Annotated in this window: 20 protein-coding genes; all 20 read right to left on the reverse strand. The window is 31.5% G+C overall.

Annotated features, from left to right (window positions below; all coding sequences use genetic code 11):
- Positions 1-21: 21 nt before the first annotated feature.
- Positions 22-1,296, reverse strand: a complete 1,275-nt coding sequence (locus ACJDTP_RS06850; protein ID WP_017209664.1) for a PTS galactitol transporter subunit IIC — start codon at positions 1,294-1,296, stop codon at positions 22-24.
- A 75-nt stretch (positions 1,297-1,371) separates the two neighbouring features.
- Complete coding sequence (locus tag ACJDTP_RS06855) at positions 1,372-1,650, reverse strand: PTS sugar transporter subunit IIB (protein WP_011967573.1); 279 nt, start codon at positions 1,648-1,650, stop codon at positions 1,372-1,374.
- Between the two features lie 15 nt (positions 1,651-1,665).
- The gene (locus ACJDTP_RS06860) at positions 1,666-2,133 is read right to left on the reverse strand and encodes a PTS sugar transporter subunit IIA (RefSeq protein ID WP_406760837.1); all 468 of its coding nucleotides are present in this window, start codon (positions 2,131-2,133) and stop codon (positions 1,666-1,668) included.
- 93 nt (positions 2,134-2,226) lie between these two features.
- On the reverse strand, positions 2,227-5,187 hold the full coding sequence (locus ACJDTP_RS06865) for a sigma 54-interacting transcriptional regulator (RefSeq protein ID WP_391510210.1): 2,961 nt from the start codon (positions 5,185-5,187) through the stop codon (positions 2,227-2,229).
- 508 nt (positions 5,188-5,695) lie between these two features.
- Positions 5,696-6,700 (reverse strand): ketol-acid reductoisomerase, encoded by a 1,005-nt coding sequence (gene ilvC, locus ACJDTP_RS06870; RefSeq protein ID WP_168981908.1) that lies wholly within the window; start codon positions 6,698-6,700, stop codon positions 5,696-5,698.
- Positions 6,701-6,712: 12 nt separating this feature from the next.
- A complete protein-coding gene (ilvB, locus tag ACJDTP_RS06875; RefSeq protein ID WP_406760838.1) occupies positions 6,713-8,386 on the reverse strand; it encodes a biosynthetic-type acetolactate synthase large subunit in 1,674 nt (557 codons plus the stop codon).
- Between the two features lie 69 nt (positions 8,387-8,455).
- Positions 8,456-9,538 (reverse strand): 3-isopropylmalate dehydrogenase, encoded by a 1,083-nt coding sequence (gene leuB, locus ACJDTP_RS06880; protein ID WP_011967568.1) that lies wholly within the window; start codon positions 9,536-9,538, stop codon positions 8,456-8,458.
- A 139-nt stretch (positions 9,539-9,677) separates the two neighbouring features.
- Entirely contained in the window at positions 9,678-10,163 is a 486-nt protein-coding gene (gene leuD, locus ACJDTP_RS06885) for a 3-isopropylmalate dehydratase small subunit (RefSeq protein WP_017209668.1), read from the reverse strand.
- 13 nt (positions 10,164-10,176) lie between these two features.
- A complete protein-coding gene (gene leuC, locus ACJDTP_RS06890; protein ID WP_039772689.1) occupies positions 10,177-11,436 on the reverse strand; it encodes a 3-isopropylmalate dehydratase large subunit in 1,260 nt (419 codons plus the stop codon).
- A gap of 13 nt (positions 11,437-11,449) precedes the next feature.
- The gene (cimA, locus tag ACJDTP_RS06895) at positions 11,450-13,045 is read right to left on the reverse strand and encodes a citramalate synthase (RefSeq protein ID WP_406760839.1); all 1,596 of its coding nucleotides are present in this window, start codon (positions 13,043-13,045) and stop codon (positions 11,450-11,452) included.
- A 65-nt stretch (positions 13,046-13,110) separates the two neighbouring features.
- Entirely contained in the window at positions 13,111-13,620 is a 510-nt protein-coding gene (gene ilvN, locus ACJDTP_RS06900) for an acetolactate synthase small subunit (protein ID WP_077837263.1), read from the reverse strand.
- A gap of 540 nt (positions 13,621-14,160) precedes the next feature.
- A complete protein-coding gene (locus tag ACJDTP_RS06905) occupies positions 14,161-14,586 on the reverse strand; it encodes a hypothetical protein (RefSeq protein WP_077837264.1) in 426 nt (141 codons plus the stop codon).
- A gap of 226 nt (positions 14,587-14,812) precedes the next feature.
- A complete protein-coding gene (glmM, locus tag ACJDTP_RS06910) occupies positions 14,813-16,159 on the reverse strand; it encodes a phosphoglucosamine mutase (protein WP_077842541.1) in 1,347 nt (448 codons plus the stop codon).
- A gap of 216 nt (positions 16,160-16,375) precedes the next feature.
- Positions 16,376-16,684, reverse strand: a complete 309-nt coding sequence (locus ACJDTP_RS06915; RefSeq protein WP_077837302.1) for a YerC/YecD family TrpR-related protein — start codon at positions 16,682-16,684, stop codon at positions 16,376-16,378.
- A gap of 198 nt (positions 16,685-16,882) precedes the next feature.
- The gene (locus ACJDTP_RS06920; protein WP_406760840.1) at positions 16,883-17,719 is read right to left on the reverse strand and encodes an AIM24 family protein; all 837 of its coding nucleotides are present in this window, start codon (positions 17,717-17,719) and stop codon (positions 16,883-16,885) included.
- Positions 17,720-17,757: 38 nt separating this feature from the next.
- On the reverse strand, positions 17,758-18,582 hold the full coding sequence (gene folK / locus ACJDTP_RS06925) for a 2-amino-4-hydroxy-6-hydroxymethyldihydropteridine diphosphokinase (protein ID WP_406760841.1): 825 nt from the start codon (positions 18,580-18,582) through the stop codon (positions 17,758-17,760).
- A gap of 12 nt (positions 18,583-18,594) precedes the next feature.
- On the reverse strand, positions 18,595-19,404 hold the full coding sequence (gene folP, locus ACJDTP_RS06930) for a dihydropteroate synthase (RefSeq protein ID WP_077842563.1): 810 nt from the start codon (positions 19,402-19,404) through the stop codon (positions 18,595-18,597).
- Between the two features lie 16 nt (positions 19,405-19,420).
- Complete coding sequence (locus ACJDTP_RS06935) at positions 19,421-19,894, reverse strand: HD domain-containing protein (protein ID WP_078116899.1); 474 nt, start codon at positions 19,892-19,894, stop codon at positions 19,421-19,423.
- 144 nt (positions 19,895-20,038) lie between these two features.
- Positions 20,039-21,106 carry a butyrate kinase gene (buk, locus tag ACJDTP_RS06940; RefSeq protein ID WP_406760842.1) on the reverse strand — a complete coding sequence of 356 codons (1,068 nt, stop codon included), beginning with the start codon at positions 21,104-21,106 and terminating at the stop codon, positions 20,039-20,041.
- 144 nt (positions 21,107-21,250) lie between these two features.
- Positions 21,251-22,168: a phosphate butyryltransferase gene (gene ptb / locus ACJDTP_RS06945; protein WP_270562869.1), complete on the reverse strand. Its 918-nt coding sequence runs from the start codon at positions 22,166-22,168 to the stop codon at positions 21,251-21,253.
- Positions 22,169-22,364: the final 196 nt, after the last annotated feature.

Raw genomic sequence — 22,364 nt, forward strand, 5'->3', positions numbered from 1 at the left:
AAATTTTTTATTACTTCGTTGTTATCCAAATAAAGGTTGAACTAATTGTGATAATTTTAGTACTAACCAGTTAAGCAAATTACCACCTGTATCTATGTTAGATACTAATGCCACACCTTCTGGCATCTTAAATTGAGCTGAAGCCAACATTTGTGTAAATACTGGTGCAAAATCTGTAGCCATATATAATGAAATGGCCATTACTATTGTTCCTGTTATAACTGAGTGCACGATATTTCCTTTTCTTGATCCTACTATAAATGCTACACAGAAAGGAATTGTTGCTAAATCAGCAAATGGTAATACTTTATTTCCTGGCAATATTACAGCTAAAAAGATTGTAATTGGTACTAAAATTAGTGCTGTTGATATAACTGCTGGATGCCCAACTGCAACTGCAGCATCTAATCCAATATAAAGTTCTCTATCTCCGTATTTCTTTTGTAAAAACTCTCTTGCTGCTTCTGAAACTGGTATTAGACCTTCCATTATTATCTTAACCATTCTTGGCATTAGAAGCATAACTGCTCCCATTGTTATTCCCATATTAAATGTCTTACCAATGTCATATCCTGCTAAAATTCCTAGTACCCAACCTATAACTATTCCCATCATCATAGGTTCACCAAATATACCAAATTTCTTTTGAATAGTGTCAGGATCAGCTTTTATTTTGTTTAATCCCGGAATTTTTTCAACTAAGTAACCCACTAAAAATCCTAAAGGTGCGAAAGATGCTGTTGAGGCTGTAGGTAGTGATACACCTTCTAAGTCATAAAAATTTCCTATCATTGGGGCAGTTTTATCTGCTATAAATAAAGTTACTACTTCTAAGAGAACTGCACAGAAGATTGCGAAAAACCAATTGTTAGTTAATATATACCCTGTTGCTCCAGCTGCTATAAAGTGCCAATAATTCCAAATGTCTATATTCAAAGTCTTTGTTGTTTTAGTTAATATCATTAATATATTAACGCCCATGATTATAGGTATTAAAATTGCTGCTACTGGAGAAGCCCAAGCCCCTGCAGCTGCAGACGGCCATCCCGTATCTAGTACTGTTAATTTTAATCCAAATCTTTCAACCATTTGTTGTGCTGCTGGCCCTAGACTTCCAGTAAGTAAATTAATTACTAAATTTATGCCAACAAACCCAATTCCAATTGTAAAACCAGCTTTTAATGCTTTCTTCAATCCTATACCAAAAACTAATCCTATTATCAGAATAGCAATTGGTAAAATTACAGTTGGTCCAAGACCTAGGACATATTGTATAACTCCCATTAAATTATTCATGACATTTTTCCTCCCTTTATTTTATTTATTTAAATTACCTTCTTAACATCATTAAAAAGGTAATTTATAGCTTTGTTATCTTAAATAGCTCAATATTTTTTCATCTAACTTATCAGTACCTATTCCACTAATATACGCTGTAGCCTTTATAGCTGGAATTTTAAATTCTCTTGGCAAAATAGTTGTTGAAATTATTAAATCCGCATGATCTTCTAATGACCCAACTTCTGCTATTTTGCATTGAGTTACAGTTGCATCAATATTATTTTCCTTTACTAATCTTTCCACTCTGTCACAAACCACTGTTGATGTTGCTATTCCAGCCCCACATGCCACTAAAATACGTTTTTTCATAATTAATTCCTCCCTTTATACACTTTGTAATTTATTCAAAATATTTTCAATGTCTTCTTGACTAGTTGCTCTTATAATTTGTTTTACTAGATCCTCTCTTTGTATAAGATCCATTAGCTCTCTTAACACTTCTAATTGACTATGAGGTTTGTTCAGTCCTAACATAAATACTAAATCTACTTTTTCCTCCTGTTTCTCATCTTCCATTAGTTTAAATTGTATTGGATTTTCTGGTACGACTATTGCAATAAATTCCTTTTTGACATGAACTGCATCAGTATGAGGTATTGCAACACTATAATTATTTAGTTTTATTCCTGTTGGAAAAATGCTTTCCCTTGATATTAAGCCATCTAAAAAACTTGATTCTACATATCCATATTTAAAGGCTTCATCATGCATCATCTTGAACAATTCATTTCTGTCTTTGCATGGTAAATTTACTTTTATTAATTTTTCATTAATAAACTTAACTAGTTCCATTATTACTTCTCCTTTCACTACACTATTTTTTACTTAACCTTTATGGCTATTTATATCGCAAGACTCATGCCAAACTTTTGGAATATTTTGATTTTATGAAAACAATTTCTTTACCTCTTTTTCAGATTGAGCTATACGCACGTTGTTTACTAAGTTTTTTTCTCTAACCATATAAAACAATTTTTTTATCTCTTCTCTATTGTCTTCTTTAAGTGCCAACATAAAAACTATATCTACCGCTGTTTCGTTATCCCATTGGATTGGTTTATTTAGTTTTGCTATAACTATAGCTGGTCTAATTATATTTTCAGGAAGTCCATGGGGAATAGCTACCTCTTTATTAAACACACTATTTCCCATTGCTTCTCTTTTATATAGATTTAACATAAACTTATTATTTACAAATCCCTTTTCTTCAAGTAACTCTGCCATTTTATCTATGACTTCTTCTTTAAATACACAGTCTAAGTTTAATAAAATAAATTCTTCATATATTAGCTTGTTTAGCCTCTCATAAACTAACATTTCCTTATTATCAAACTGTATCTCCATAAGCTTGATTAATCTATTAATTCCACTTCCATTTAATATACTGTCATAATCTATAAATGGTATGTTTGCAATATTTACTTTTATTGTTCCGCATACTGCCACAATATCGTATTCACTTGACATCTTAGTAATTTCAGCCTCCACATCTTTTTCACGAATAAGCCCCATTGCAAAAATTTCTATACTATGGTTAGCTGTTTTCAGATGACTTTCAAGGTATTTCTTTATACTTAGCGAGTTTCCTTCCCCAGTCAAACAAACAGTTATTATTGCTTTTTTCTTATTCTTTTTACCTGCTATTTCTGACTTAAACGTACCATTATATTCTTTAACTTCCTTTAGCATTTCAACTATATCTTCCAAGCTTGCTCCCTCTATAGAGGCTTTTCTAACGGCTTCTAATGCCAATAACGTGTCAACTCTAGCTAGACTCATAGTTTTGATTCCAGTCCTCTCTTCCACTATTGTTGAGAACATTCCCAATGACCCCATATCTACAAGTAGTAAACATCCCCGTCCTTCGTCTATTTCCTGAACTAACTCAATAGTTCTTTCTATACCGCTTTCTGGAGATTCATCTAAAGCTATTTCTATACCAACTGTATCTTCCACCCCCAACAATTGATTAACAATGTCTGCAATTCCACAGGCTACATGTCCATGAGTTATTATGATTACTCTAACCTTTGGTTTTACATTAAACACATCTGAACAGAATTTCTTTATATAAATTGCTATATACGTTGTTTCTTCCTTTGGAATTTTTAACTTTGTGGATTTTTCTATCATTATTCTGATTTTCTCTGCAATTTTCATTTCTTGTACCATGGTTGCCTTTTCCATATGAATATTTGATTTTGTTATAACTTTTCCATTCATTACTCTTTCAATTGTAAAATTAATATGGATTGCTAAGGCAATAAAAAAACTATTATTTATAAATTTGTATTTTTCCCTCACTAATTCAAGAATTCCTTCTGTTATGTTTATAACTTCTGGTCTTACTATTGTTTTTAGCTCATTAATATTTAAAAGTTTAGTTATCTTTTTATTATCAATAATTTTACCTAACTTATTCTCAACTTTTTCTAAAAGAATTTCATCCATCTCTTCATTTTTTATTCCTTCTAATTCAAGCTTCTTAAATTGTTCCTCTATATAGTGATATATCTCGTTTTCGTTTACATATTTGTATATTTCATCTTTATTTTTTTGTTCATTCTTTATATCTATATATAAGTCATCTATTCCAAGATTTTTAACTTGCTTCTTCTCTTTCTGGCCTTCTGAAAGTGCACTCTTGATTGAAAGACTCAAATCTTCTATATCTATAACAACTTCATCTGTATTCTTAAACATATATTTTACATAACTCTTCGCACATATAACTTGAATATCGCTCTTTAATTGACCTATATTAGCTTTACAGTTATACATCATCAAGCACGTTAATACATCCTTTTTAACCAAGAGATTTCTATTAATTCTTCTGGCCTCTCTTGTTAAAAACATTACTATGACCTCTAATCTTTCAGATAACGGTCTTTCCGTTAATTTAGGTAATTCAATAAGTACAGGTATCCTTCTTCTAAAAGTCAATAGTAGATTAGATTCTGGGTTTTCTGTAGTCGCCGCCAGTATAAGAACGTTTACTTTTCGTTCAACATTAGTTTCACCTAACCTTCTATACTTTCCTTTATCTATAAGATAAAACAATATCTCTTGCCCTTCCGATGGAAGTCTATGAATTTCATCTAAAAATAAAATTCCCCCATTTGCTTTTTCAACTAATCCTTCTTTATCTGAATTAGCCCCAGTATATGCGCCTTTAATTACTCCAAACAACTGGGCTATGAGCAAATTTGGATTTTCTGCATAGTCTGCGCAATTAAATACTATGAAAGGGGCATCTTTAGACTTTACTCCACTTAATACAGAAAACTCATACATACATTCCGCCAACTCACTTTTCCCAACTCCAGAGCCCCCATAAATTAAGGTGTGAAGTCCATTCGGTGGATATAATATAGCCGCTTTTGCTAGGTCTATCTTATTTCTAAGACTCCCTCTATATCCTATAAGTTTTTGAAAGCTTTCCTCATTTTTATTATTATCTTTTTCTTTAATCACTAGAGTTTCATTTGGAAGTGTAGACTCATTTCCCCCTTTGATCTCTTGAATAACGTCTTTAATATTTTTACTTATAATACTACGTGAAATATTATAGCCTCTCTCCATCATTAGTTCTGTTACTTTTCGTTCCGATAAATTTATATTTTTTTTCAATATTTCTCTTAGATCTGCTAATAGCAGTTCTTTTCTTCTATCCCTAGAATCTGGAATATTTAGTTCATTTCTTTTTTGTATTACTTTTAGCCTTGGTATAGATAAGAATTCTGCAAGTTCTTGATCGGTATAAGGATTCTTTTTATCCTCACTATTAATAAGTTCTATTAATCTTTGCATGTAATCCCTCCACGATATACTATAATTATTTTGCACCTTAGTGATTATGATGTGTTTATTTTCATACTTTTTATTCCATAATATCTTATAGTAGCAATATCTATGCCACGGTACAATTTGTGCCAAATAGAAATGTCATTTTTTCTATTCTCCCCCTTTATAATTCAATTTCCTAAAAATACAAAAAATCGCGTAACCGAAAACATTGTAGACTACGCGATTTTTTATACTGATATGGTACACTATTTTACTTTTCTTGTATATCATTTTTACTTCATTTTTGGATGTAATATATTCTCATTTTTATTAATTCTATAGCATATAAGTTTATTGTATATACTTTTTAAACATTTAGTTGATCATAATACCACTTAAATTACTTTTCTCATATAAAATATTTCTGAATTAATAACATGTTCTAATTCGTGGCCCCTGCATTTCTATTACTTTCAATAGTTATGCACAGATTCTGCTAAACTATAAATTCATAAAAAAAGAAAGTAGCAGATTCAAAATCTGCTACCCTAATACATATAATTAAATATTAGTCTACTTTAGCTGTATCAATCCAGCTCATCATTCCTCTTAATTCCTTACCAACTTTTTCAATTGGATGTTCTGCTTCCATTCTTCTTCTTGCATTAAATCCTGGTCTATTAGTTTGGTTTTCTAACAACCAATTCTTAGCAAATGTACCATCTTGAATTTCAGTAAGAACTTTCTTCATTTCTTTCTTAGTTTCATCTGTGATGATTCTTCTACCAATTTGGTAATCTCCATATTCAGCAGTATCTGAAATTGAATATCTCATCATGCTTAATCCACCTTGATATAATAAATCAACAATTAATTTCATTTCATGCATACATTCAAAGTAAGCATTTTCTGGAGCATAGCCTGCTTCTACTAAAGTTTCAAAGCCAGCTTTGATAAGTTCTGAAACTCCGCCACAAAGAACTGCTTGTTCTCCGAATAAATCTGTTTCTGTTTCATCTTTAAATGTAGTTTCAAGAACTCCTGCTCTTGCTCCTCCAATTCCATTAGCATATGCTAATGCATATTGTTTAGCTTTTCCTGTTGCATCCTGATGTACAGCTATTAAACAAGGTACTCCAGCACCTTCAATATATGTTCTTCTTACTAAATGCCCTGGACCTTTAGGCGCAACCATAAATACATCAACGTATGAAGGTGGAACCACTTGACCGAAGTGTATATTAAATCCATGAGCAAAAACTAATGCATTTCCTTCTTCTAAGTTTGGAGCAATTTCTTCATTATATATTTTTGCTTGCTTTTCATCTGGTAATAAAATCATGATTAAATCTGCTGCTTTTGCCGCATCTGCAACAGTTGCAACTTGCAACCCTGCTGCTTCTGCTTTAGCCCAAGATTTACTTCCGTTATACAATCCAACAACAACATCTACTCCACTTTCATGAAGATTTAATGCATGTGCATGCCCTTGGCTACCATATCCTATTATAGCAACTTTCTTTCCTCTTAATAAATTTAAATCTGTGTCTTTTTCATAATACATTTTTGGCATTTTAATGACCTCCTAGTTAATATTAATATCTTCTTCACTTATTATTTGGTTAATTGGCGCACCAGGTGCAACCATAGGAAAAACTTTTTTATCACTGTTTATTAGATAATCTATAAGAACTGGACCTTCTGAATCCAGAGCTTTTCTAAGTATATCGTCTATTTCATCTACTTGAGTTATTCTAAATGCTTTAGCTCCAAAAGCTTCAGCAAGCTTAACATAATCTGTAGGTCTATCTAAAGTTGTCTCAGAATATCTTCCTTCGTAGAAGAAATCTTGCCATTGCCTTACCATTCCTAAACAATTGTTATTCATAATAACTTGAATTAATGGAAGATTGTTTTTAACAGCAGTAACTAATTCATTGCAGTTCATTCCAAAACTTCCATCTCCTGCAATATTAAATACTCTTTTATCAAATCTGCCTATCTGAGCTCCAATTGCTGCTCCAAGACCATATCCCATAGTTCCAAGTCCACCTGATGTTATAAATGTTCTTTCACTTTTAAAATTGAAATATTGAGCAGTCCACATTTGATGTTGCCCAACTTCAGTAGAAATTATAAAACTTCCGTCATTTAATTTATTCAACCTATCAAAGAACAATTCCGGAGTCAAGTCACAGTATGGCACTAATTTATTATTCTCTTTTAAATTATTTATAGTATTCAACCATTCGTCATTTTTCTTTTCATCAATTATTGGTATTAATTGATTCAGTGCTACCTTTAAATCTCCAACGATACATGTATCAACTTTTATATTTTTATTTATTTCTGCTGGATCAACATCTATTTGTAAAATCTTTGCATTTTTTATATGATTTTGATTGCTTATAACTCTATCACTAAATCTAGCTCCAAGAGTTATTAATAAATCACATTTAGTTGCAGCAATATTTGATGCTTTTGTTCCATGCATTCCGATCATACCAGTATATAATTCATGATCATTTGGAAACTCTGCCATACACATAAGAGATGTTGATACAGGACAATTGATCTTTTCTGCAAATTTTGTTAATTCAGATGTTGCTCCAGATATACCTATACCTCCGCCTGCATATATAAGAGGTCTCTTGCTTTGATTTATTAACTCAACAGCTTCCTGTAATGATTTTTCTGTAATATGCTCTGATTTTCTAACTATTTCTTTAGGAATTATTTTATTATATTGAGTTTTTTCAGCAGTAATATCTTTTGGAATATCTATTAATACCGGGCCTGGTCTACCCTCCTTAGCTATATAAAAAGCTTCCCTTATTATATCCTGAAGTTCATTAATATCCCTTACAATATAATTATGTTTTGTTATAGGCATTGTAATTCCAGTTATATCAACCTCTTGAAAACTATCCTTTCCAAGTAATGGCTTTGCCACATTTCCCGTAATAGCAACCATTGGAATTGAATCCATATATGCAGTGGCAATACCTGTTACTAAGTTGGTAGCTCCAGGTCCTGAAGTTGCAAGACAAACTCCAACTTTTCCAGTGGCCCTTGCATATCCATCAGCCGCATGTGATGCTCCCTGCTCATGACAAGTAAGAACATGACGAATTTTATCCTTATATTTGTATAACTCATCATATATATTTAATACCGCCCCACCTGGATATCCAAATATAGTCTCTACCCCTTCATCAAGCAATGACTTTATTAATATTTCAGCCCCCGTCAATAACATTTTATTCACTCCTTTGCTTATAAAATGATCTCTGTTTGATAACTAGCAATGTATAAATTGATTTAGATTCTATTTTGTTGCCTCTAATTTCTCGCGAACTAGATTTCCCATTTCAATTGTTCCAACTTTCTTCTTACCTTCAGTCATTATATCTCCAGTTCTATATCCATCTTCAAGAACTGCTAAAACTGCATTTTCAATAGATTTTGCTTCTTCCTCCAATGAAAAACTATACCTAAGCATCATTGCTGCTGAAAGAATAGTTGCTAACGGATTAGCAATTCCTTGTCCTGCGATATCAGGAGCACTTCCATGAATTGGTTCATACATTCCAAGAGTTCCTTCCCCAAGCGATGCTGAAGGTAACATACCTATTGAACCTGTAACCATACTTGCTTCATCTGATAATATGTCTCCAAATATATTTGAAGTTACAATTACATCAAATTGATTTGGATCTTTTACTAACTGCATAGCAGTATTATCAACATACAAATGATTTACTTCAACTTCTGGGTAATCCTTAGCCATCTCGTTAACTACACTTCTCCAAAGTCTAGAACTTTCTAATATGTTAGCTTTATCTACACTTGTAAGTTTCTTATTTCTTTTCATTGCTGTTTCAAATCCTATTTTAGCAATTCTAGTTATTTCATTTACATTATATCTTTCAGTGTCATAAGCACTCTTTACTCCATCTACTTCTTCCAATCCTCTTTCTCCAAAGTAAATTCCACCTGTTAATTCTCTAACTATGCAGATATCTATCCCATCTTTAACAATGCTATCTTTAAGTGGTGATTCATTTTTTAGTGGAGCATATAGTACTGCTGGTCTTAAATTACAATAAAGATTTAATGCACCCCTTAATCCTAGTAGTGCTTGCTCTGGTCTTATTTTAGCAGTAGGATCATCCCACTTAGGGCCTCCAACAGCTCCGAGTAGAACTGCATCACTTTTTTTACATGCTTCTAAAGTTGCTTCTGGAAGCGGAGTTCCTTCTTTATCAATAGCGCATCCACCTGCTAATACATATTCATATTCAAATCTATGCCCAAATTTATCTCCAATAACTTTTAAAACCTTTATTGTTTCATCTATCACTTCTGGGCCAATTCCATCCCCTGGTATTACAGCTATATTACATTTCATTATGATAATCCCCCTCTTATAATTGCCTATTTCTTATTGCTTTTTAATCAAAATTTAATTATTAATTCTAGTTATTAGTATCCTTCTCTTAAGAAAATATATTAGTTTAATTTGATTCTTCTTTTAATAATCAGTTTCTCTATCTATTTCTTATATATCCAATCAATCCATCATTATCGATGATTTTTTGCATAAATTCAGGGAATGCTTCCCCTTGATACTCTTGGCTCTTAGTTAAATTTTTAATAAGACCTGTTGAGAAATCAACTTCTAATTCATCTCCTGCATCAATATTTTTTACAGCTTCATCACATTCTAAAATTGGTAACCCAATATTGATTGCATTTCTATAAAATATTCTTGCGAAAGTTGATGCAATAACGCAGCTAACCCCTGCTGTTTTAATTGCTAAAGGTGCATGTTCTCTTGAAGAACCACATCCAAAATTTTTATTTGCAACAATTATATCTCCACTCTTTACATTTTTAACGAAATCCACATCTATATCTTCCATACAATGTGCAGCAAGTTCTTTAGCATCCGAAGTGTTTAAATATCTTGCTGGAATTATTACGTCTGTATCTACATTATCACCATATTTGAATACTTTACCTTTTACGCTCATTACTAAATACCTCCTACACTAATTCAGGATCAGTTATTTTTCCGGTTAAAGCAGACGCTGCTGCCACTGCTGGACTTGCTAGATATACTTCTGACTCAACATGCCCCATTCTTCCTACAAAATTCCTATTTGTTGTCGATACACATCTTTCACCTTTAGCTAAGATTCCCATATGTCCACCTAAACATGGTCCACAAGTCGGTGTTGAAAATGCAGCTCCAGCCTCTACCAAGTCAGTAACTATTCCTTCTTTTATTGCTTGTAAATAAATTTTTTGAGTTCCAGGGATAACTATACATCTAATACCCTTTTTAACTTTCTTTCCTTTTAAGATATCTCTAGCTATTCTTAAATCTGAAATCCTACCATTTGTGCATGATCCAATTACAACCTGATCAATAGCTACATCTCCAGTATTATCAATTGTTCTTGTATTGTCTGGTAAGTGAGGAAATGAAACTGTTGGTCTTAATTCACTTAAATCAATTTCAAATACTTTATCATATTCTGCATCTTCGTCAGCTTCATAAACCTTCCATTCCCTAGAAGCATGATCTTTTAAATATTCTTCTGTTTTATCATCAACTGGGAAAATTCCATTCTTTCCACCAGCCTCTATTGCCATATTTGCCATTGTAAATCTATCATCCATTGAAAGATATTGTAAGCCATCACCTACAAATTCCATTGATTTATATAGAGCACCGTCAACACCAATCATTCCGATTATGTGTAAGATTATATCCTTACCACTTATCCATTTTGCTGGTTTATTCTTAAGAACAAACTTTAAAGCTGAAGGCACTTTAAACCAACACTTTCCTGTAGCCATACCAGCTGCCATATCAGTTGATCCAATACCTGTTGAGAAAGCCCCAAGTGCTCCATAAGTACATGTATGTGAATCAGCTCCTATAACAACATCTCCAGCAACAACTAGTCCTTTTTCAGGAAGTAGGCAATGTTCAATTCCCATTTCTCCAACTTCAAAGAAATTTTCTATCTCCATATTTTGAGCAAATTCTCTAATATATTTAACTTGTTCTGCTGCCTTTATATCTTTGTTAGGAGTAAAGTGATCTGGTACTATAGCAATTTGGCTTTTGCTAAATACTTTATCTGTTCCAAATTTCTTAAATTCATTTACAGCTACTGGAGTTGTAATATCATTTCCTAATACTAAATCAAGATTTGCTTCAATTAATTGTCCAGCTTTTACAGCTTCCAATCCCGCATGTGCTGCTAAGATTTTTTGAGTCATTGTCATTCCCATGTTTTAGTCCCCCTTAAAAATATGCTTTTACTTTTCTTTCAATATCTTTTATTAATTTATATTCTATTGAATCCACTAGAGCTATCCAACTAGCTTGAATTACATCCCGAGATACCCCAACAGTACTCCAACTTTCAATCCCATCTGTTGATTCAATTAATACTCTTACCTTTGCCTCAGTAGCACTTTCAGAATCCAAAACCCTAACTTTATAATCTACTAATCTTGCCTGTTTTAATTCTGGATAAAAAACTTCTAGTGCTTTCCTAATAGCCTTATCTAAAGCATTCACAGGTCCTTCCCCTTCTGCTGCTGTCATCTCATTTTGTCCATCAACTGTAATATTTATTACTGCTGTTGATGAGAAATCCTCGGATCCATAGGGTTGTTCACCAATGATCTTAAAATGATTCAATTTAAAGAACGGTTTGTACTTTCCAATAATTTTTCTTATAACTAATTCAACTGTTCCTTCTGCTCCTTCAAATTGATACCCATCATATTCTAGTTCTTTCAATCTATCTGTAATTTTTTGAACCGATTTATCATCCTTAGATATATTAGGAAATATCTTTTGTATTTCCTGTAAAATTGTACTTTTGCCACTTACCTCAGATACTAAAAAGCGCCTCTTATTTCCTACCAATTCTGGCTCTATATGTTCATATGATTTTGGTGATTTAGTTACTGCATCTATATGCATTCCACCTTTATGAGCAAACGCTGAATTTCCTACAAATGGATCTTCATCTGATAATGTGATATTACAAATTTCAGCAATATACCTAGATGTTTTTGTTAGATTTACTAGCTCGTTATCATTTAAAACTTTATATCCAAGCTTTAGTTTTAATGTAGGTATTATTGTGCTTAAATTAGCATTCCCGCATCTTTCTCCTATTCCAATAAAGGTTCCTTGAATCTGACTCGCTCCTGCCTCCACTGCCATAATCGAATTTGCAACTGCCATCCCCATATCGTCATGGCTATGAATTCCCAGTTCAACCTTCATTGTTTCTTTTATGCTTTTAGTTATGTTATATATCTCTTGAGGTAAAGTTCCTCCATTAGTGTCACATAGCACAACTACTTTTGCCCCTGCTTCTTCTGCTGCCTTTAAAGTTGCCATCGCATACTCTTTGTTAGCTTTATATCCATCATAAAAATGTTCTGCATCAAATATTACTTCTTTCCCCTTAACACACAAATACTCAATTGTGTCTTTTATCATATTTACATTTTCACTTAAAGAAGTTTTTATAATATCTGTTACTTGAAAGCCCCATGACTTCCCAAATACAACAATTGTGTCTGCCCCTGATGACAGTAAATCTTTTAGATTTTTGTCATCTTCTACGTTAATTTTAGGTCTTCGTGTAGATCCAAATGCTACGACCTTTGCGTTCTTAAGTTCCACATCCTTAAGCCTTTTAAAGAATTCCATATCTTTCGGATTTGATCCTGGATTACCAGCTTCAATGTAATCAACTTTAATCTCATCCAAAACTTTTACTATTTTAATTTTATCTTCTAATGAAAATGAAATTCCTTGACCTTGGGCTCCATCTCTTAGAGTAGAATCAAATATTTTCACCTGATTCTGAGCCATATATGATTATCCCCCTTTTCATTTTATTGCCTTATTGCTTTTAGATTATCTTTATTTAATATACATTAATAAGATTCAATGGAATTTCTTATAGTTTTTTCCCCTCTTTGTAGTGCTGTCACACCTGTTCTAACCAATTCTTCTATTCCATACTCCTCCATCAGGTTTATTAATGCTGATATTTTATTTTCATCCCCAGTTAATTCTATCGTTAAAGTGTCTGTAGACAGGTCAATTATCTTGCTTCTAAAAATATTTACAGTTTCGTTTATTGCTGCTCTGTTTTCTGCATTTGCCTTTACTTTAATTAGCACTAATTCTCTATAAACAGAATCATCAGCTTTAAAGTTTATAACCCTTATAACATCTTCTAATTTGTTTAATTGCTTTTTAACCTGTTCTAATACATTCTCGTCTCCCATAAGTGTAATTGTCATTCTCGAAATCAAAGGATCTTCAGTTCTACCCACAGTTAAACTATCGATATTGTATCCTCTTCTTGAAAACAATCCACTTACTCTACTCAAAACACCAGATGAATTCTTTACTAAGACAGATAATACATGCTTCTCCATTGCCTTCCCCCCTTAAAAATGGTTAAAAAAATCCACCCTTAATGATATAAATCATAAGAAGTGGGATAATATTCCGCCTTACATAATATCACTAGGTTCTAACAAACCCTTGCATATAACGGATGCACACCGGATATCTTTTACTCAAGGAACGGTTATTCCTCTTTCTGGATTCTGCTCAGGAGTGATAATTATAGAGCTAAAGTATCGATTCTCACCAGCCATCGACTCTCTGCAACTTATCTACTAAATAATTTTCTCCATCTCAGCATTTTATAGCTTAAGGACCTATTTGATTTTCCTGTTAGACTAAATTGTACTCTCGGTTTTTATTGTTGTCAACATTTTAATTATATATTTTCCATTATCATTTTTTTATATATTTACAATATATGAAAATTAACTATTTGTTATTTTTTTACGCATTTTTTTAACTATATATCAATACACCAATACTTAATTTAATTATATCAATTTTTATAGTAGTTTAAATTAACAATTTAAATAAGCTTGCTTTTATTGATTTTTTAATTTGGAGTATTACATTCTACTAATCTTTGTTCCATAATCCTCCATATATTCAACTTCTTGAATGTTTGCTAAAACTGTATCTAAACTATAATCATATATGTTAAAATTTATTTTTGCTTCACATAACTTTGAAATTATTTCTTCCTTTTCATCTTCAAAGACTAACTCTTTATTAATTTCTTCAATGAATGACACAGTTTTATATATCTCGCATTTAGCTCCCTCTTCGGCACCTAACTGTGTAAATACGTTGTACCTATATTCATCTCCACCTATTTCAGTAGCATCATTATAACCATCCTTATGAAAAACATCATCAAGACGTAATTCATAATACATATTAATATATGCTTTTGCTCCTTCTATATCGTTAAATCCCTTGCAGTTACCAGTTGGCATCACTACTAGATATTCATTATAAGGTTCTTTGTCCATATAAATGCCTCCTTTATCAACGTATTATTATTTTATGTATTAATCTATTTATCCCCTTATTGCTCATTTGTTATTCATAAAAAATTATCTGTAAAAAGCAAAGTTTCAAGCAATTTTATAAACTTATAGCAATTTTAAATTAGTTTTATCCATTTTAGATAGATAAACAAAAAAGGAACTCATTTAATAGAGTTCCTCTTAACAAAGTTATATATACCTTATTTAATTAATTATATTTCTTCTCGATTAAATTTGCTAAATTATGAGCCATTTCATCTATCTCAGCTTGATTTTCTCCTTCAAGCATTACTCTTACTAGCGGTTCAGTTCCAGATGGTCTTATAAGTACTCTTCCAACACCATTTAAAGCTTCTTCTATCTTTCTTATTTCGTTTTGTATTTCATCATCTGTCAAATACAAATCTTTTTTATCATTTGGTATTGTTGCATTAGCTAAAACTTGTGGTAATTCCTTCATTATTGAACATAATTCAGATAATGTTTTTTCCTTTTTCTTAACTATCCCTGCAATTTGAAGCGCTGTTACTAATCCATCTCCAGTTGAATTATAATCTAAAAATATAACATGTCCTGATTGTTCTCCACCTAAGACATATTTGTTTTTAACCATTTCTTCTAAAACATATCTATCTCCAACAGCAGTCTTAATAATGTTTATTTTTTCATTTTTGCATGCAATATCTAATCCAAGATTACTCATTACAGTTACAACTAATGTATCATCTTTTAACTTACCAAGTTCTTTTAAATATTTTGCACATAACATTAGTATGAAATCACCATTTATTAAATTACCTTTTTCATCAACAGCCAAACACCTATCTGCATCTCCATCAAAGGCAAAACCTAAATCGCATTTCTTTTTAATTACATATTCCATTAATTCTTCTGGATGTGTAGATCCACAATTTTCATTTATGTTTGTTCCATCTGGATTGTCATTAATTACAAATACATCAGCACCTAGCTCTCTAAACGCTTTTACTGATGATTTATATGCAGCTCCATTGGCACAATCTAATGCTATTTTTAATCCCTTCAAGCTATAAGGTATTGTGTTTTTAGCAAATTCTATATAATCATCTAATGCTGACACTTCAATTGTCTCTCTTCCCAAATCTGTGCCTGTTGGACTTGGAACTTCTTCAAAATCACTTTCAATAACTCTTTGAATCTCATCTTCCAATTCATCTGAAAGCTTGTACCCTTTATCGTTAAAGAACTTAATCCCATTATATTCTACCGGATTATGCGATGCAGAAATCATAACACCCGCATCTGCTCCATATTTTCTTGTTAAGTATGCAACAGCTGGTGTAGGTACTACTCCAAGCACTATTGCTTCAGCTCCAACTGATAGTATTCCTGCTATTAATGCTGATTCTAACATATCTCCTGATATTCTTGTATCTTTTGCCACTAATATTTTAGGCTTATGAGCTCCTTCTGTTAATACATATGCTCCTGCTCTTCCAAGATCATACGCAATTCTTGCTGTTAATTCTGTATTTGCAACTCCTCTAACGCCATCAGTTCCAAACATTCTACCCATAATTTTACCTCACTTTTTTATTCTGTTATAGTCACTCAATTACTATAATATACTTAATCATCTACAATGGATAATATTATTTGTAATTTCTTCAGTGCCTACCTTAAATAGTATAATATTTTTAACACGTATTTACAATCTTCTCTTTCTGTTATAATATTACTATTTTACAATTAATTACATATAAGAATAGTATTTCTAGAATCAGCATCTATGTTAGTCTATATTTTCATCATTTAATCTTTCTAAAACTAAATTATATCCATCACTTCCATAATTTAAACATCTATTAACTCTACTAATAGTTGCAGTACTCGCGCCAGTTATTTCAGCTATTTCTGAATAAGTCTTTTTACCTTTAAGTAGCTTTGCTACATGTAATCTTTGTGCTAATGATTTAACTTCATTTATTGTAGCTACATCTTCAAAGAATTTATAACATTCATCTATATTTTTAAGTTCTAAAATTGATTTAAAAAATAAATCTAATTCTTTACTTTTTAGCTTTGACTCTAAAGAACTCACTTTATCACCTCTTGTAATACTTATTTTCTCTTTAATTATAACCATCTAAAGCTTACTTTACAACTTTAATATATCAAAGCATATATTAATATGAATTACATAAAATTCATAAAACAAAGAAGAAGCTTATTATAAAATAAAATTTATAATACACTTCTTCTTTAATTAAATTTATAATACTCTATTTATATATTCTAATCATAAATCTTCAACATTACTTTCTGGGTTTATGCCACTTATCGCGTCCAATCCCTTAATATTTAAATGCTTGTATATGCTTTTTGTAGGTACTAACCAAACTTCTCCAGTACCTCTATATACATTAACCATACCTTCTCCACTAACTGCAGTTCCTATAATTGATTTAGATGATTTCTCCACTGAGAATTCAATGTTTCCTGTCCTTAAGATAGCAAAGTTTCCATCTACCTTTAAAGTATCGTTAATTAATATACATTTAAATATTTCACTTTCTGGAACTGGAACCTTAAGAACAACTATTCCGCTACCTTCTATCCTAGTTTGATATAACCCCTCATTCCCTAGAAAGGCTGATGATACATTTTTTTGCATTGTTGCATCAATTTCTATACCTTCTTCACATGCATAGAACATATTATCTCCCACAACTATTTCATCATCCTCTAGTTCTATTAATGCAAAATGACCGAAAGAAGGCTCTAAAAATATTTCCCCAGTCCCACTATAAGTAGGCCTAAATATACTTTCCCCTATTAGTTTACTTGATATTATCTTTTTGCCAAGTCCCAACAACCCACCTGATTTATTTGTTATTTGAATCTTCCCTTTCATATAGCTCAAAGAGCCTGGTTCAAGTGTTACCGAACTATCTTCTAGCAATATTCTCACTTGTTTTAATTTTATCCCACTCTTTTTCATTATATTAAGTCCCAAAGCAGTTTGAACATCAGTCGCTCCATCTAAATTCTCATATTCCAATATTTGAAACTTTGATTCACATTCCATTTCAGATAACATATTTAATTTGTTAGTAAACTTTAGTGAACTTCTCATAAAATTACCCCTACCTTATAATAAGCTGTTTCATATTTTTAATTTTCTTTTTTCTCTAGCTCCTCTAAAAGAGTAAATACTCTCTTATTGAGCACAGGATGCATAAGATATGGTGCTATTTCACTTAATGGTTTTAATACAAATTCTCTCTCATGCATTCTTGGGTGTGGGAGAATCACCTTTTCATTTGAAGAAACCACTGAATCATACATAATAATATCCAGATCAATAGTTCTAGGTCCCCACTTTATAGTCCTCTTTCTATCTAGATCTGTTTCAATTCCAAGTAATAAATCCATAAGTTCTTCTGCTTCTAATATGGTTTCTATTTCCACAACACCATTTAAAAAATCTTCCTGTTCTAAGTATCCCCATGGTTTTGTTTTAATAAACGATGACTCTCTTATTATTTCAATATTTTTTTCTGCAGATATTTTATTTATTGCGTCCTCTAAATATTGTTCCTTATTCCCGATATTGGATCCTAAACTTATATATGCTTTGTGCCTTCTTCTTTCAATCATTATTTCTACAGTATCTAAATGTTTCTTTATAGGTGCCCAAGGCTTTTTTAAGAACACCTTAACACCTTCTATTATCTTATATTCATTAAGAATAAAATCAGCTAAATTTAAAGTTGCTGTTTCTATAAGATCATAGTTCTTTCTTTTAAATTCGTCTTCAATTTTTTCACACAATTCACCATAATGAACTGTTTTAGTTAAATCTCCAGTTTTTCCTGCTAATTTTAGATCTATATCTAACTCAAAAGATAAAATGAACTTTTGACCTAATCTTTTTTCCTCTTCGAAAACTCCATGAAAACCAAATAACTCTAGCTCCCTTATATACATCTTATCCAAAACTCATCCATCCTATCTTCTTACGATTATATCAGTCATCTTTGCTGCTCTTGAATTTTCAAGCACATCATGAACTCTTACAAAATCACAAGCATCTTTCATTATTCCAATAACTGTTGTTGCAACTGTCCCCTCTATTCTTTCCTCTACAGGTAAATTAAGAGCTAATCCTATCATAGACTTCCTAGATGTACCAAGCAATATCGGATATCCCAAGTCTTTGATTCTTTCTAAGTTATTCATAGTTTCTAAATTTTGTTCATAAGTCTTTCCAAAACCTATGCCTGGATCTAATATTATATTTTCGTCTTTTACTCCAGCATCCTTAGCAATATTAATACATTCCTTCAGATCATTTAATATATCTTCCATTAAATTTTTATACTCTGTATTATCTCTATTATGCATTAGACAACAAGGTACATTATATTTTGCCGCAACTTTTGCCATATCTTTATCTTTTTTAAATCCCCATATATCATTAATAAGGTTCGCACCAGCTTTTATTGCCTGCTCTGCAACTTTAGCTTTATATGTATCTATTGATACTGATATATCGAAATTTTCTTTTATAGCCTTTATTATAGGTACAACTCTTGAAATTTCTTCTTCTTCACTTACTATCTCATATCCAGGTCTTGTAGATTCCCCTCCTACATCTATTATGTCAGCTCCATTATCTATCATTTCCTTCACATGTTTTATAGCAATATCGATGTCATTAAATTTTCCTCCATCTGAGAAAGAATCTGGAGTAAAATTTAATATTCCCATAATATATGTTCTCTCCCCTATATTAAATTCCTTACTTCCTATTTTCATTGATTTATAGCTCCTTTTAATAATATATTTTAAAATTTTTCTTTTCATCTCCCCAATTACATTCATCAATAGACTTGCAGCTAATGCACAGTCGTGAGAGTTTATCTGCTCTATACATGAGCTGCGCAAAGTTTTCACTTTTTTTATCTCTATGACCTAGTATTCCTTGTTTTATGATTTCAATTTCTTCCTCATTATATCTGTAATTATGTAAAATTTCTTTTGAAATCTCCCATGATGCTATTTCATGAGGTGTTCCATTTTCATACTGAAGCGACTTTCCTATGTCGTGGAGAATTGCAGTAGTATATATAATTTCTTTGTTAAATCCTAAACCTTCTTCGAGATTTATCAATTGTGCTATTCGTGCTACATCTAAAAAGTGTTTTAAATTATGCTTGCAAAATTTTCTATCTTTTTCAAACTTTTTATTTCTTTTTAGATAATATATATATTCTGTGTCATTCAAAATACAATTAAATCTATCCATATCATACCCCAATTAAACTTATTCTTTACTAAATATCATTACGATTATTTTATTATATCATTTGGTCACAGTTTAGCGATATACATATGCGAATTTTATGTAAAAAAATACACCTAGAAAATATCTCTAGGTGTATCTTTACGTCTAGTAAACCTTAGCTTGTTCTTCTCCATCAAGTACTCTTATAGCACCTTGAGCTAGAGCAAGTAATTCATCTTCTCCAGGATAAACTGTAACTGGGGCTATCCATTCAACTTTTGCTTTAAGGTCTGGAACAAGTGTTGGTGAGTATGCAATTCCTCCGGTAAAAATAATTTGATCAACTTTACCTTCTAATACAACTGACATTTCTCCAATTGCTTTCGAAATTTGATAAACAAATGCTTTATATATTGATTCACATTCTTTATCTCCTTCTTCCATCTTATCAATAACACCTTTTACATCATTTGTGTTTAGATAACCAACAAATCCACCTTTTCCTACAACCTTGCCATATACTTCTGCTTCACTATATTTTCCACTAAAACACATTTTAACTAAATCACCAATTGGAACTGATCCAGCTCTTTCTGGTGAGAATGGGCCATCTCCATCTAATGCATTATTTACATCGACAACTTTCCCATGATTGTGAGCACCAACTGAAACGCCTCCACCCATATGTACAACTACAAGATTTAGGTTTTCATATCCTTGTCCACTTTCTTTTCCATATCTTTTAGCTACTGCCTTTTGATTTAAAGCGTGGAATTTACTTTTTCTTGGTAATTCTGGTACTCCAGATAGTCTTGCTACATCTGCTAACTCGTCTGTAACAACTGGATCTACTATAAATGATGGAATATTTAATTCATCTCCAATTGACTTAGCAATTATTCCGCCAAGGTTAGAAGCATGAGGTCCTTGAACTCCAACTTTTAAATCTTCAACCATTGCATCATTTACTGCATATGTTCCACCTTCAACTGGTCTAAGCATTCCACCTCTACCAACAATAGCACTTAAAGTCTTTATATCCAAATTCTTTTCTTTAAGAACATTTAATATAACTTCTTTTCTAAATTCGAATTGATCATATATTGTATCATATCTCTTTATTTCTTCATTTGTGTGTCTTAAAGTTTCTTCAAATAGTTCCTTTTCTCCTTCGTAAACACCAATCTTTGTTGATGTTGAACCTGGATTGATTATTAATAGCTTATATGACATTCTGAATCCCCCTTAAATTTAATGCATTCTATACAGTCATAATGCATAATTTTCGGAAGAAATTATTATAGAATCTAAAAGTGCATTGCAAATTCCATATAAATCTCTCCATTAATTATGCATTAATTATTATGGATCGATTTATTACTTATTTCTTGCTGCAACTAATGCTGCAAGAGCAATTGAATTAACTTTAGTTTCGAATGAATCTGCTCTTGAAGTTAAAATTACTGGTGCTGATGTACCTACTAAAAGTCCACCATTTCTTGATTTTGAGAAATATGTTAATGTCTTATACATTACATTTGCTGCTTCTATATTTGGTAATAATAATATATCAGCTTTACCTGCTACTGATCCTGTAACACCTTTATGATGAGCTGCTTCTTCTGATATTGCATTATCTAAGGCAAAAGGTCCATCAATTATGCATCCTTTAATTTGCCCCCTGTCACTCATTTTAGCTAACAATGCTGCATCAACTGTTGATTGCATACTTGTATTTACAACTTCAACTGGGCATATAGGTGCTACTCTTGGAACATCTATTCCACATGCATGAGCAACTACAACTGCATTATTTATCATTCCAACTTTATCCTTAAATTCTGGGTATGTATTAAATGCTGCATCAGTTAAAAATAATAGTCTATCCCAACCTTCCACATCAAACACAGCTACATGGGACATTAATTTTCCTGTTCTAAGACCAACCTCTTTGTTTAATACGCTTCTTAGGAATGTTGCAGTATCAACTAGCCCCTTCATTAACATATCTGCATGACCACTTGAAACTAATTTTACCGCTTCTAATGTTGCTTTCTTTGGATCTTTAATATCCATTATTTCATAATCAGATAAATCCAAGTTTATTTTCTTTGCGATTTCATGAATCTGTTGTTTATCACCAACCAATATTGCTTGTGCGATGTTATTTTCTGTAGCTTCTTTTATAGCTTCTAATACTGGTTCATCTTGTGCTACAGCTACAGCCACTTTTTTTGTTGGAACTTCCTTTAATCTTGATAATAACTCATCAAAGTTTTTACTCATTTTTTGCACCTCTACTTTAATAATTTTTAACTTTTATTTATAATTAATTTAATTGTTTGTTAAATTTATATCAATCAATGCTATGAATATTTCTTTATACCCTATTGTAACAAAAAAATATTGGAAATGTTGAATTTTCAGAATATTATTTTTATTATCTTATTAATTTTATATATTTATTTTTATAATATTTCACAACATGAAC

The sequence above is a fragment of the Candidatus Clostridium helianthi genome (genome assembly GCF_045310795.1).
In the GTDB taxonomy this organism is placed as follows: domain Bacteria; phylum Bacillota; class Clostridia; order Clostridiales; family Clostridiaceae; genus Clostridium; species Clostridium helianthi.

Excerpts from the sequence above, each read along its gene's own strand:
- ACJDTP_RS06850 (WP_017209664.1), bottom strand. The coding sequence starts at position 1,296 with ATGAATAATTTAATGGGAGTTATACAATATGTCCTAGGTCTTGGACCA.
- ACJDTP_RS06855 (WP_011967573.1), bottom strand. The coding sequence starts at position 1,650 with ATGAAAAAACGTATTTTAGTGGCATGTGGGGCTGGAATAGCAACATCA.
- ACJDTP_RS06860 (WP_406760837.1), bottom strand. The coding sequence starts at position 2,133 with ATGGAACTAGTTAAGTTTATTAATGAAAAATTAATAAAAGTAAATTTA.
- ilvC (WP_168981908.1), bottom strand. The coding sequence starts at position 6,700 with ATGCCAAAAATGTATTATGAAAAAGACACAGATTTAAATTTATTAAGA.
- ilvB (WP_406760838.1), bottom strand. The coding sequence starts at position 8,386 with ATGTTATTGACGGGGGCTGAAATATTAATAAAGTCATTGCTTGATGAA.
- leuB (WP_011967568.1), bottom strand. The coding sequence starts at position 9,538 with ATGAAATGTAATATAGCTGTAATACCAGGGGATGGAATTGGCCCAGAA.
- leuD (WP_017209668.1), bottom strand. The coding sequence starts at position 10,163 with ATGAGCGTAAAAGGTAAAGTATTCAAATATGGTGATAATGTAGATACA.
- leuC (WP_039772689.1), bottom strand. The coding sequence starts at position 11,436 with ATGGGAATGACAATGACTCAAAAAATCTTAGCAGCACATGCGGGATTG.
- cimA (WP_406760839.1), bottom strand. The coding sequence starts at position 13,045 with ATGGCTCAGAATCAGGTGAAAATATTTGATTCTACTCTAAGAGATGGA.
- ilvN (WP_077837263.1), bottom strand. The coding sequence starts at position 13,620 with ATGGAGAAGCATGTATTATCTGTCTTAGTAAAGAATTCATCTGGTGTT.
- ACJDTP_RS06905 (WP_077837264.1), bottom strand. The coding sequence starts at position 14,586 with ATGGACAAAGAACCTTATAATGAATATCTAGTAGTGATGCCAACTGGT.
- glmM (WP_077842541.1), bottom strand. The coding sequence starts at position 16,159 with ATGGGTAGAATGTTTGGAACTGATGGCGTTAGAGGAGTTGCAAATACA.
- ACJDTP_RS06920 (WP_406760840.1), bottom strand. The coding sequence starts at position 17,719 with ATGAGAAGTTCACTAAAGTTTACTAACAAATTAAATATGTTATCTGAA.
- folP (WP_077842563.1), bottom strand. The coding sequence starts at position 19,404 with ATGAAAATAGGAAGTAAGGAATTTAATATAGGGGAGAGAACATATATT.
- ACJDTP_RS06935 (WP_078116899.1), bottom strand. The coding sequence starts at position 19,894 with ATGGATAGATTTAATTGTATTTTGAATGACACAGAATATATATATTAT.
- buk (WP_406760842.1), bottom strand. The coding sequence starts at position 21,106 with ATGTCATATAAGCTATTAATAATCAATCCAGGTTCAACATCAACAAAG.